12 protein-coding genes are annotated in these 11754 nt (G+C 59.7%); 5 read left to right on the plus strand and 7 right to left on the minus strand.

The annotated features are described in order from the left end of the window. Positions 1-43 precede the first annotated feature (43 nt). Both cpaB and EN853_RS07290 read right to left on the minus strand, forming a co-directional pair. A complete protein-coding gene (gene cpaB / locus EN853_RS07285) occupies positions 44-1078 on the minus strand; it encodes a Flp pilus assembly protein CpaB (RefSeq protein WP_127858869.1) in 1035 nt (344 codons plus the stop codon). Positions 1079-1175: 97 nt separating this feature from the next. Then, positions 1176-1388, minus strand: coding sequence for a Flp family type IVb pilin (locus EN853_RS07290; RefSeq protein ID WP_127858870.1), 213 nt, complete (start codon positions 1386-1388; stop codon positions 1176-1178). A 497-nt stretch (positions 1389-1885) separates the two neighbouring features. Here EN853_RS07290 and EN853_RS07295 point away from each other — a divergent pair, with 497 nt between their 5' ends. Genes EN853_RS07295 through EN853_RS07315 form a run of 5 tightly spaced genes read left to right on the plus strand, consistent with a single transcriptional unit; the run spans position 1886 to position 6353 of the window. Then, the gene (locus EN853_RS07295) at positions 1886-3271 is read left to right on the plus strand and encodes a CpaF family protein (protein ID WP_127858871.1); all 1386 of its coding nucleotides are present in this window, start codon (positions 1886-1888) and stop codon (positions 3269-3271) included. After that, positions 3271-4242, plus strand: a complete 972-nt coding sequence (locus tag EN853_RS07300; protein WP_127858872.1) for a type II secretion system F family protein — start codon at positions 3271-3273, stop codon at positions 4240-4242. Before EN853_RS07295 ends, EN853_RS07300 begins: the two co-directional genes overlap by 1 nt. A 15-nt stretch (positions 4243-4257) precedes the next feature. Then, the gene (locus EN853_RS07305; RefSeq protein ID WP_127858873.1) at positions 4258-5208 is read left to right on the plus strand and encodes a type II secretion system F family protein; all 951 of its coding nucleotides are present in this window, start codon (positions 4258-4260) and stop codon (positions 5206-5208) included. Between the two features lie 54 nt (positions 5209-5262). Next, complete coding sequence (locus tag EN853_RS07310; RefSeq protein ID WP_167524399.1) at positions 5263-5811, plus strand: tetratricopeptide repeat protein; 549 nt, start codon at positions 5263-5265, stop codon at positions 5809-5811. An 8-nt stretch (positions 5812-5819) separates the two neighbouring features. Next, positions 5820-6353 (plus strand): prepilin peptidase, encoded by a 534-nt coding sequence (locus tag EN853_RS07315; RefSeq protein ID WP_348631564.1) that lies wholly within the window; start codon positions 5820-5822, stop codon positions 6351-6353. Positions 6354-6459: 106 nt separating this feature from the next. Here the strand turns inward: EN853_RS07315 and EN853_RS07320 are convergent, their stop codons facing one another. The 5 genes from EN853_RS07320 to EN853_RS35090 form a co-directional block, all read right to left on the minus strand. Further along, a complete protein-coding gene (locus EN853_RS07320; RefSeq protein ID WP_167524400.1) occupies positions 6460-7449 on the minus strand; it encodes a phosphatase PAP2 family protein in 990 nt (329 codons plus the stop codon). After that, entirely contained in the window at positions 7434-7613 is a 180-nt protein-coding gene (locus EN853_RS07325; protein ID WP_127858876.1) for a hypothetical protein, read from the minus strand. Before EN853_RS07325 ends, EN853_RS07320 begins: the two co-directional genes overlap by 16 nt. Before the next feature lie 22 nt (positions 7614-7635). Then, positions 7636-8766, minus strand: coding sequence for an ABC transporter substrate-binding protein (locus EN853_RS07330; RefSeq protein WP_245516847.1), 1131 nt, complete (start codon positions 8764-8766; stop codon positions 7636-7638). Positions 8767-9144: 378 nt separating this feature from the next. Next, the gene (locus EN853_RS07335) at positions 9145-9513 is read right to left on the minus strand and encodes a hypothetical protein (RefSeq protein WP_127858878.1); all 369 of its coding nucleotides are present in this window, start codon (positions 9511-9513) and stop codon (positions 9145-9147) included. A 72-nt stretch (positions 9514-9585) separates the two neighbouring features. After that, positions 9586-11751: a DUF5801 repeats-in-toxin domain-containing protein gene (locus EN853_RS35090; RefSeq protein WP_281061588.1), complete on the minus strand. Its 2166-nt coding sequence runs from the start codon at positions 11749-11751 to the stop codon at positions 9586-9588. Positions 11752-11754 lie beyond the last annotated feature (3 nt).

Below are 11754 nucleotides of genomic sequence, written 5' to 3' on the forward strand. Positions count from 1 at the left end.
CTCGTTGGCTGATTCGGACTCCACCTATCCTAGCGTGCCAACGTTACTTTTGCCGCGGCACATCGTATGTTTCGAGCTTCACGCCGCGAAACACGCCGATTGTAGCGCGGGCCGGAGGTTCCGGCTGCACATATTTGACCACTTCCTTTACAACTTCCTGCGGTTGTGGCGCAGGTGCCACAGCAGGCTTCACCTTGCTCAACTGGTCGATCTGGCTGCCGACACGCTCCACGGCCTGGGCCAGTCCGTCGATTTTCTCATTCGAACGCTTGCGTTCCTCAGCAGCGGCAGCCTCCGCGGCCTTCTGTCTGTCAAGTTCGGCCTGCCTCTTGGCGACATCTTCGGGAGTGTCACCCGTCAGGTCCGAAAGCGTGACACGTTCCGTAGATTCTCCCTTGCTGGCTGCGGCTTGGCGGAGCGCCAGCGACAACTGGCCCGCGCCCGCCGCAAGCGTCAGCTTCTGCGCGTCTTTGGTGCCGACTTCGACCGTTACGGCTTTCACGACCTGCGGGTTATCCTTGCTTTCGTCGGCGACCTGGTCGATCGCAAGCACCTTGACGCTCTGCAAGAGCACGTCGACATAACTTCTGTCGGAGCCTCCGTCGCCATGCACGGCGCGAGTCAGGAGAATATCGACCCGGTCTCCTGGAAACACAAAGCCGGCGACACCGAGAACGTCATTGACCCTAATGGAAACGGCCTTCATGCCTTCGCCAAGCACGGCGGAAAGCGTTGCACGCTGACCAGGGCCTGTGATTTTGGTTGTCAGAACCGGCTCATTGGCGCCGATTGCCTGCAGCGCTTGCCTAGTGCCATTGCCGGCCAAAGCTTCTTTCGTCGTCTTGAATGCACCAGCCGGAACCGCACCCGCCGGCCACGCTATCTCGCGCAGCTTGTCCTCGCTCAAAGTGTCGCCGAATTTGAGCGGCACCGCAGCCACCACAATGGTGTCGCGAGGAACATTGCCTGCTTGTGCCATCGCGTTGCGTTGGTTGGCGAGCCAGATGTTGGCGAGCACAACAGCCAGCACCCCAAAGATGCCGGCAAGAATGATCATTATGACTGTATTCGCGCGCATGAGCCCAACCCCAAGAAAGCCATACGAATCAGCTTCGCCCGTCCGACAGCTGATTCAGGCCCGGACCCAAGTCCGGGCCTGAAAAGAGCGCAAGCGATCAGCTACCCGTGCCCGTGACCGAGCAGCTGCCAGGACCGGCGTTCAGGCCGGTGCAGAGGGCGGTGAAACGTCCCGTCACCCACAGACCGATGCCGACAATGATCAGAATGGATGCTGCGGCGATGATGCCGATCAGAATAGAATATTCGACCATAGCAGCGCCGTTTTCGTCGTCGCGGAACTGCCGGGCCATCGTCATGAGCTTTTTCATGCCAATTTCTCCCTTTGGAGGTTTGAACCCGACGAGACGAGCCTAAGGATGAAACCCCATACCCAAAGCATCCCCCGTCACGTTCAATCCTTGTCCCGCAAAAAAGCCGAGTCAAACGGATTAACAGTTCCTTAACCTTTCAATACTCGTTTCAATGGATTTTCATTCTTCGCAAGAGCTTGATTCTCTTCAGTTTTCAAGCGATCTTAACCATTCATTCACAATTCTGCCTCCTTCGGTCGAGGCTTCAAGAACATTAGTGATGATGCATAAATCATTATATCTGGCAATTTAACCGAAAAGGTCTCCTTCGAGGGACAAAGGTCCTAAGACCTTGGTCGGTGCGACAGGAGCGCGGCAAAAATAAAACGATTTCTCAAATCTCGCTTTCTTAACTATGCCGCAAGTAATGCTTCCACTGTGTCCTCTACGCGCTTGTGCCCTCCGTGGTTAACGCTTAGTTTCGATGCCGGGGAAATCAACAGGGGTTCGGCGACATGTTGGGTCGCTTCATCAAAGGACCGGGCGAGCAGCGCACACCACAATCAGTGCAGGCGCCCGTGACGTCCAATGGCGCGGTGGTCGTCCAGCCAGTGCAGGCCGAACCAGCGTCCGACGATTTTCTATCGCTCAAAGTGGATCTGCATAGGCATCTCATCGACAGATTCAATCTAACCGCCCTTGAGAATGCTTCCAAGGACGAGATCCTGAACGAGATCCGGCCGATCGTGCGCGAATTCGTGCGCGTCAGAAATGTTCCCTTGAACGCGCGCGAGCTCGACCAGCTGACCAGCGACACTGCGGACGAGATGTTGGGCCTGGGGCCAATCGAACCCTTGCTCAAGGACGATTCGATCGCCGACATCCTGATCAATACGCACAAGCGGGTGTTCATCGAACGGCGCGGTGTCATTGAAGAAACGGCGATCCGTTTTCGTGATGAGGCGCATCTCTTGCGCATCGTCAATAAGATCGTGTCGGCCATAGGTCGGCGTGTCGATGAATCCTCGCCGATGGCCGATGCGCGTCTCGAAGACGGTTCGCGCGTCAATATCGCGGTGCGGCCGATCTCGGTCGATGGTCCGCTGGTGTCGATCCGCAAGTTCTCAAAGCATCCCTATTCGCTGGAACGGCTGATCGCGTTCAACTCGATCCGTCCGCCCATGGTCGATTTGCTGCGGATAGCGGTGCAGACGCGCAAGTCGATCCTGGTTTCGGGCGGCACAGGCAGCGGCAAGACGACTCTGCTGAACGCGTTGTCGAGCTACATTCCGAGTGCCGAGCGCTTGATCACCATCGAGGACGCGGCGGAGCTGCAACTGCAGCAGCCGCATGTCGGGCGATTGGAGACCCGTCCGCCAAATGTCGAAGGCAAGGGCGAAGTCCGCCAACGCGAGCTAGTGAAGAATGCGCTGCGCATGCGGCCCGACCGCATCATTGTCGGCGAGGTGCGCGGCGAGGAAGCCTTCGACATGCTGCAGGCCATGAACACGGGCCACGAGGGCTCGATGACGACCATCCATGCCAACACACCGCGCGATGCGTTGTCCCGCATGGAGCAAATGGTCGGTATGGCTGGCATGCCGATGACTCATGAGTCGATTCGTGCGCAGATCGCCTCGGCCATCGACATTATCGTACAGACGCAGCGTCTCTCCGACGGTGGCCGGCGCGTCGTTTCGATCTCGGAGATCACCGGGATGGAAGGCAACGTCGTCCAACTCCAGGAAATCTATCATTTTATCCGGCGCGACGTTGCTGCAGACGGCACCATCATCGGCGAGTTCCGAGCTACTGGGGTCCGGCCTCGCTTCGCTCAGGAGGCGGCTACTCAGGGGCATCATTTTGCGAAGGATGCCTTCAACCCGCAGGTTGCGTTGTAATGCTGACCGGACAGACTCTGCTCTATTTCATCTACGTACTTGCGGCCGCCTCGGTCATCCTCGCGGTTGAGTCGTTCTACGTCTCTTATTCGGCGCGTCGTGTAAGATTCAACGTTATCAACCGCCGGCTTAAGCGGCTCGGAGAAGAGGGCCCGGCGGAGCAGACGCTGCAAGGCCTTCTGCGCGAGCGAGGCCTGACCACCACCGGCGACTATCTTTTCGGCGCCGTAGGTCTAAACAGACTCTATACCCAATCCGGTACCACCGGAAACCCGATCCTCTTTGCGGCGCTCTTTTCGCTTGCGGGATTGGTCATAGGGCTTCTTCTGACGCTTTTGATCAACCTGCCGATGTTTGTCGGGTTCATTGCCTTTCTGGTCGTCGGCTTCGTGTTGCCGTTGCTGGTTCTGCGGCGAGCCCGCAACAGACGAATCCTCAAATTCGCCCAGCAACTTCCCGACGCCCTGGATATGATCGTCCGCTCCCTCAGGGCCGGCCATCCGGCATCGGTAGCGATCGGCCTGGTCGCCCGCGAGATGCCGGACCCATTGGGGACCGAATTCGGCATCGTGTCTGACGAGATTACTTTCGGTCTCAGCCTGGAACAGGCGGTGCGAAAACTCTCGGAGCGCGTCGGCTTCGAGGGATTGCATTTGCTGTCGGTGTCACTTTCCATACAATCCAAAACCGGCGGCAATCTCACAGAAATCCTGGCCAACCTTTCGGCGGTCTTGCGCGAACGGCAAAAACTTAAAATGAAGATCAAGGCGCTTTCGGCTGAGGGTCGAATGTCGGCTTGGATCATATCCTTGTTTCCAGTGGTGATGTTTCTGGTCCTTCTGGTCACCGCACCCTCCTATTATGGCACTGTCTGGCACAACCCACTGATATTGCCCGCGTTTACAATTTTCGGGGTTTGGGCGTTGCTGGGCGACTTCATCATGTATCGAATGGTCAACTTCGATATCTAAGAAGGGCAAAGCAGCTTGTTTGCGAACGCGCTGGATTTGAGTTTGTTGGTCTCCATTGCGGTCTTTGTCACCGCTGTGGCCCTTTTCCTTTTCGCGGCGTTGATTTTCCTGCCGGCATTGCAGACACGAAAACTGGTGACGCAGAGCCTTATTGCCGAAGGCATTGGCGACCGCCGGTCTTTGCTAGGACAGGAAAAGCTTGCAAAGATCGCTGCCCAGCGCCCAATCGACGCTTATTTCCGGTCGGTCGAGAAGGAGCGCGGGGAACCAAATGCGCTCGAAGCCAAGCTGTTCCGGGCGGGCTTTTATCAGCCCAGCGCGCCGGTGATTTACACCTTGTGCCGGCTTGGCATCGTATGCCTGGGTTTCCTCGGTTGCTACGCTATTTTGTCGCGGATATTGCCGCCGCAATGGCCGGCTTTCATCCCTTACGCCGCTTCCGCTCTATTTGGTCTCGCCTGTCTGGTGATCCCGAGCGTTATGCTCGATCGCTTTGAGAATGCGCAAAAGCAGGTCTACCGACGCGGCTTTCCCGATTTCATGGACATGATGATCACCTGCGCCGATGCCGGCATGAGCCTGGAAGCAGCGGTTGAACGGGTCAGCAACGAGCTGGCTGGCACGCATAAATGGCTGGGCATTCAACTTGCGATCATGAATCTGCAAATGCGCGCCGGCAAGCCCTTGCGGGAGGCATTGCGTGAACTTGCCGATCGCTTGGGACTGGACGAAGCACGGGCTTTGGCAGTGTTGTTTAGGCAGTCGGAAGAACTTGGTACCAGCCTGACCGACGCCTTGAGGGTTTACAGCGATGAGATGCGAAGCCAGCGGATCCTTCGCGCTGAAGAACGGGCCAACGCCTTGCCGGTCAAAATGATGATCCCATTGGGGCTTTGCGTGTTTCCAGTTGTGCTGATGGTGATCCTGTTGCCAGTGATCATTCGCATGAAGGGCGTTTTCTTCTGATCCGTCATATGATTAGGTTCAAGAATTGAGTCGGAGGGCTCCTTGGAGCACAAGATGACAAGACCGATGCGTCTCGCCGCCGCAGCCGGTGTGCTGCTCGTCCTGCTCGTCGGTTGCCAATCGACCGACAGCACAGGCGTTGTTCGCACCAACGAACCGGCCAAAGGTGATTACACCGCCTTTGGCGATGCCTTCGATGGGCTGAAGACTATCAGCGATGTCGACTACTATGCCTCGGACCAGGCGGTCACCGAGGCCAAGACCCAGTTCCGTTCGGAAAACTACGGCAACGCCGGGGCCCTGTTCTACAAGGCCACCCGGCTGGCGCCCAACGATGGGGTCGCCTGGCTCGGCCTTGCCGCCTCCTGCGACCGCATCCGGCGCTTCGACCTTGCCGACATGGCCTATGGCCGCGCCTACAGACTAATCGGCGCGACGCCGGAATATTACAACAACCTCGGCTACTCCTACCTGCTGCGCGGCAAGCTGCAGGATGCGCGGACGAACTTCCTCAAGGCCTATGAACTCGCGCCCAACGATCCGACCGTGGCCAACAATTTGAAGCTACTGTCGTCCAGCGTGCGGAACATAGAGCGGTCATGAGCCTTTTGGTGGCCGCATCGCTGCTGCTCAGGGTGCTGGCCATCCCGCTCCTTGGCAGGATCGCCTGGACCGATTTCACGACGCAGAAGATCGCCAACCGTGACGTGCTGCTGCTGATATGCCTCGGTCTCGGTTCGCTCCAGCTCGTGTCGGTGCAGGCCGGATCATGGTGGGATATGGGCCTAAGCGCGATCGGCTGTATCCTGCTGTTCGTGGCGCTGTTTCCATTTTGGGCTTTGCGCAAGCTCGGTGCCGGCGACGTGAAGCTGATGGCGGCCATGCCGCTTTTGATTGGTGGAAATGGCCTCCTCGTGTTCACCATTTTCCTGCTGGTCTTCGCCCTGGCGATCGCTGCATTGGTCAAGAACCCCTTTCTCCTGCCGGCGGGTGCGTTCCGCCTCTACGTCCAGCACATGGACAGGAAAGGTGTCGTGCCATTCGGCGTACCGATCGCGGCCGCCGCCGTCTGCGCAATCCTGTTCCAGATCTATGTTGGCGTGATGGTGGCCAGCAGCAGCGGAATCCTGCAACAGCTTGGCTAGGCCAATACCATCGCCCGCTCGTAGGCTTCTTCCGTTGTTGGGATCAGCTGGCGCGCTGACAAGCTACCGGGTAAGTGGTTTAGCAACTGGCCTACCGGAAACTTGGCTATGACGAGCTTTTGGGTGCGGATATTCGGCAGCACCGCCATACTGCCACGGTCGCGATGATCGAGAAGTAGCTGTCGATGGCATAGTGCCAGCCGAAATAGACCGAGCCGAAGAGGATCGCGCCTGCATAGATCCACGCCAAGGCACCGACCCATCGATTCAAGCTCGAAAGGAAAAGAGCGTTCAGCACGACAATAGCGACGTGGAAGCTGGGCATCGCTGAGATGCCTGTTCCGATCGAGGCTTTGTGGGTCGTGTACGACGAATAGAGGTAGTCGGCGATGAGGAGGGTGTCCGGTCCAGCATCACTTGCCTTTAGCGATTGGATAAGGCCGTCGAACATATCCGGATCGAACAGTCGGTCATAAAAGATCGGCCCGGCCGATGATGCGGCCAACCTCACGACCACGCCCAGAACAACCGCGCAGGTGATAAGCGACAGGAAATAGCGCTGGCGCTTTGATGCGTCGTCGAGCCAAGCCGCGACGACGACGACAATGGCAAGTACAACGAACCAAAGTTGCGAATACAGGATGTAAAGTGCTCGATCCGCAATGTTTGGAACCGGCAGGGCACGCGCCCATCTCCAGGGATCGCCGAAATGCAAAGCGGCGTCGATCCTTGCCAGGATCTGATCGGCAAAGAACGGCACCATCTGCGAGAATTCGTGCTTGAATGCCGTGAACGCAGCCAGGCAGAGTATGAAAATTCCGAGTGTGATTGTTGCTCCGAGCCCCCGCGACACCAGTTTGTGCCGCAGCCAGCTTGCTGGGGCCCGTGGTTGGCTGATGATGGCCGCAACGACCAGCCCGACCAGTATCAGGAAGGGCAGCAAGAGATAAAGCAGCTTCAGCCTGGATGTGCCCAGCGCGGCGAAATAGGTGTCGGGGAACAGATAGGCCGCAAGGCCGGCATAGCACAGGCAAACCACTGCGAGCTTCGCGGAGACCGAGACCCGCGATCGTTCGGCAGCTATGTCAGGCGCCATTTCCATTGCCGCACCGGCTTCTTCTTGATGACGGGCAGGGGAGGCGGCACGTCGGATACCGCTGGTCTCGGGGCCTCGAACATCAGGTGTTCGACGAGCGCGACCGTACCAGCCCCCACCGCGCCGACAACAGCCAAAATGAGAAGCTTTCTGAGAAAGTCCAACGAAACCCGCTCCCGGTGAAATTCAAAACCCCGAGGTCTGCTTCTCCACCAGCTTCAGTCTACCCTTTTCCACCTTAAAAAATGGCATCGATCTTTGGCTCGAGCCGTCGGCGCGGAAGCGGAACAGGCCGGTCGAGCCGCGGAAGCCGCTCGCATTCTCCAGCACCTGCTTGGAGAAGCCGTTCGGGCCGACCGAGCTCGCGATGCCGGCCGACAGCGCCACCATGTCATAGGCGTAGGCGACGTTGACGTCGGGCTGATAATTGTAGGCAGCCTTGAAACGGTCGGCGATCGGTCCGGTCTCGCCCTGGTCGAGCGTCGCGATAAAGGCGCCCTCATAGAGCGGGTCGATCGGGCGCTCGAGCCAGCGGTCGGTGCCGATCAGGCTCACGGCCTTGCCCGGAATGCCTTTCGCCTTCAGCGCTGCAAGCACGGGCGTCGGGCTGCCGTCGCCGCTGGCGACGATGACGGCGTCGGGCGCCTCGACCAGCGAGCCCATGTCGGACACCGCCTTTCCGCCATCCGATGCCGAATAGGGGATCGTGACCGCAAGCGTCGCGCCGTAGATGCTGAGCGCGTTGGCAACCCTGGCTTCGATGGCGGCGGAATTCGCGCCTGCCCGCACCATGAGCACGAATTTCTTGGCGCCCTTGCCGGCGACGGCGGCCGCACCCGCGGCCGCGCTGTCGGCCTCGCTGAGCCGCACCGAATAGACGCCCGGGCCGCCGGCGAAATTGTCGGCCAGCGCCAGCACCGGCGGCCGCTGCGTGCCGGAGAGCTTGGCAAGGTGCTGCGCCGCCGCAAGCTCGGCCGGCCCGATGACGGCCTTCACGCCGCCCGAGGTGATCGCCTTCACCGCCAGGTCCTTGGCATAGCCGCTGTCGCCGCGTGTGTCTTCGATCGTCAGCGTCACCAGCTTGTCGCCGAGGTCGCTCATCGCGAGCCGCGCGGCGTCGTACATCTTCCTGCCGTTCTCGCCCGCGCTCCCGGAGGCGGATAGCGGCAGCAGCATCGCTATCTTCGTCGAGCCTGTGCCGAGCGTTAGACTTCCCTTAGGCGCGGTGGTTGCAGAACTGGCGGTCAGCTGCGCGGGCTGGGCGGCGGGGCTGACGGCCTGGTTTGCCGGCGCGGCGATCGCCGAGGGATCCAGCACCTCCGACGGGCCGTTCTTCGATTGGCAGCCGGAGGCGGCCGCGACAACGACGAATGCGAGCGCTAGAGCAATTCCAGGAAAAGTGCGCAGCGGTTTTCCGTCCGGAATTGCGTAAGAACAAATAGTTGGAGCAATTCCAGGAAAAGTGCGCAGCGGTTTTCCGTCCAGAATTGCGTGAAGACAGATGGTTAGAGCAGTTCGTCGTTTCCGTGAAACGATGAACCGCTCCAAGGCCCGCCAACACCTGTATCGGAAATCAGTCTGCAGCGCCACGCCAGCATGCGCGGCACCCGGCGCCGGGCACGCGGAGGCAACCGCCTCCGCCCAGGCTCTCATGACCATCATCGCAGCCGGTCGGCGCAGCGTTCGACCGTCAGCTCAGTGCATGTACTCGACCATGCGGTCGTGGAAGCACTCGCACTTGTTGAGATAGTCCTCGTCCTTGTAGTTCGTCTTGAGATAGCCGTAGGCCTTGCCGCAGGCGACCTTGGCTTCCGATGCCCAGACGAAGGCGGGGCGCGACGAGTTGATCCATTCCGGGCTGTTGGCGACGGCGATGGACTCGTCCATCAGCTTCACCACCCTGTCCTTGAGCTCGACCATGTTGTCGGTCAGCACCAGGTCCGACGTGCCGATGGTGCGGCAATAGTTCACCGCCGGCTCGCCGATGATGTCGGCGGCAAAGCCCGTCGACCCGGCCAAGAGCAGCGCCGTGGCCGAAGCCAAAAGTCTTGCGGAATGCCTCATGTAAACCCCTCTCCAAATTACCAATTCATGGTTCGCTAATGCATAGCACGGGAACCTGGCCGTGCATAAGCACTAAATCGTGGTTGTATGCTGTACGTGGTTCGTGTCGTCGTAAAGGATGTTGATCGTGCCGGCGGCCGGTCCGTTCTGCAGCACTGCAACGTCGACGAAGTTGGCGCCGCCGGTCGTGCCGTTGGTGTCCACACTCAGCGTGTTCGTACCGGCGTCATAGTGCACGTAGTCGGCGATATTGCCTCCCACCGCAGTGTCGAACAGCGAGCTCAGGTCGATCTTGTCGCCTTCGCCGCCAACACCGGAACCATGGTAGTCGGTGATCAGATCCTTGATGTTCAGTTCGAGCTGGTCGAGCTTGAATGTGTCGGCGCCGGTGCCGCCGGTCAGTGTGTCCTGGCCGAGACCGCCGATCAGCAGGTCGTTGCCGTCGCCGCCGAGCAGATGATCGGCTACGGCACCGCCATAGAGCGTGTCATTGCCGCCAAGCCCGTAGATGGTGTCATTGCCGGACGTGCCCGATATGGCGTCATCGCTCGCCGTTCCATTGATCGGGGTACCCGCCGGGTGTTCGCCCAAAGTGGTGACGGACAAGGTCTGCGACGCGGAGTGATCCCCATCCCCGTCCACACCGGACACTGAGAAGTTGAAGGTCTGATCCGATGGCAAGATGAGCTTCGAGTAAGCGAAATTGTCGAACTTGGCCTTGCCGTCCGTAACGGTGAACGTGATGGAGTTGAAATCACCTGTCGGATCGATGGTGAGCCAGCCGTCCACGGTGGCGGTAACGGTGCCCGTCAGGCCTGTGTCGGTCGTGTAGGTCATGGTGAAAGCGCCGGCGGCTTCGTGTTCCACGAAGAAACTCAGCTTGTCGACCCCCGTTGCGAAGGTGACTTTGAACTGCTCACCACCATCCAGATTTCCATTTCCGACGCCGAAACCGTTGCTCGTCGGTTTCAGTATTTCCGCGCTGCCGATGCTGCCATTGTTGTTAGTATCGATTGCGTTGAAGGTTGCGTCTCCAAGGGTGAACTGCGACGTGCCCTGAGAACCGGCCACGCCGGCGAAGTTGAATGTCTGGTCCGCAACAGGGCGGGACTCGATCAGGGTAAACGTATAGGTGCCGTCTGGGTTGACCTTCAGATCGAAGAAATTCGATCCGTTTACCTGCGCGATCAGATCCGAGGAACCGTCGACATTGTGGACGACAGGCAAGTATGTCACGCCGCTGATGTTGGTGAGCGGCGTGATCTCGATCGACGTCTCGCCATCGGCACCGAAGGCAAGGTCATGCGTGCCGGTCACGACGTTGTTGTCCTGATTGGCGACGATCGCATTCTGGATATGCGTGAAGGTCGGCCCGTCGTCGTCGAAGGTGATCTGGTTCGACACGTCGGCGGTGTTGCTCGTCGCCATGTCGTGGTCGCCGTCCGTGACCGTAACCGTCACGCCGAGGCTGCCGGCGGCCAGGGTCAGGGTTTCGTCATAGCTGTTGAAGCTGTTGGCGGCCGTTGCTTCGGCCGGATGGTCCAGCGACAGATACTGCTCGACCATGACTGCGCCTGTCGCGGCATTGATCGTCATCGCAAAAGCCGCCTGGCCGTTGAAGGCGCCGCCCGACACGACACCGACGACCGTGCCATTGGCCAGTTGCTGCAGGTTGATCGCCGAACCATCGGTGAGCGTCAGACCCGAATTGGCGTTCGTCACCGTCAGCGCATAGGTGGTGCTCCCCGAAGCCGCGGGGCCATCGGCCCCGAACGCCGCGTTTACCGTCACCAGAGCTCCGGCGCTGGTCGCCGTCGAGATGTAGCCCGAACCCGATACGTCGGGATCGTCGCCCTTCACGATCGCGCCGGTGTCGATCGTGGCGAGCCCGCTCGAGGTCGCTGTCTCGTCAAGCGCGACTTTGGTCGCCGGAGCTGCGGTCACTGTTACCGACGGGATGTCGTCGTCGAAGCCGATATTGCCGCCGAGATCAGTGCTGACTGTCGAGGTCGCCTGGTCATGGTCGCCGTCGGTCACCGTCGCCGTCGCCGACAGCGTCACCAGGCCGTTGCCGAGGTCGATGTGGGCGTTGTTGTTGGTGGTGTCGAGGCTTTCGGGCAGGTGGTCGATCTGCTGGTACTGCGTCAGCGTCACCGTGCCGGAGGCGTCGACCGAGATCTTGAAGATATCGCCATGCGAGGCGGTCTGGCCGACGATGTCGTTGCCGACCTTGACCAGGGT

The sequence above is a fragment of the Mesorhizobium sp. M1C.F.Ca.ET.210.01.1.1 genome (assembly GCF_004791585.1).
Lineage (GTDB): Bacteria > Pseudomonadota > Alphaproteobacteria > Rhizobiales > Rhizobiaceae > Mesorhizobium.

Coding starts and splice junctions, on each gene's coding strand:
- EN853_RS07295 (WP_127858871.1), top strand. CDS start 1,886: ATGTTGGGTCGCTTCATCAAAGGACCGGGCGAGCAGCGCACACCACAA.
- EN853_RS07310 (WP_167524399.1), top strand. CDS start 5,263: ATGACAAGACCGATGCGTCTCGCCGCCGCAGCCGGTGTGCTGCTCGTC.
- cpaB (WP_127858869.1), bottom strand. CDS start 1,078: ATGCGCGCGAATACAGTCATAATGATCATTCTTGCCGGCATCTTTGGG.
- EN853_RS07320 (WP_167524400.1), bottom strand. CDS start 7,449: ATGGCGCCTGACATAGCTGCCGAACGATCGCGGGTCTCGGTCTCCGCG.
- EN853_RS07290 (WP_127858870.1), bottom strand. CDS start 1,388: ATGAAAAAGCTCATGACGATGGCCCGGCAGTTCCGCGACGACGAAAAC.
- EN853_RS07335 (WP_127858878.1), bottom strand. CDS start 9,513: ATGAGGCATTCCGCAAGACTTTTGGCTTCGGCCACGGCGCTGCTCTTG.
- EN853_RS07300 (WP_127858872.1), top strand. CDS start 3,271: ATGCTGACCGGACAGACTCTGCTCTATTTCATCTACGTACTTGCGGCC.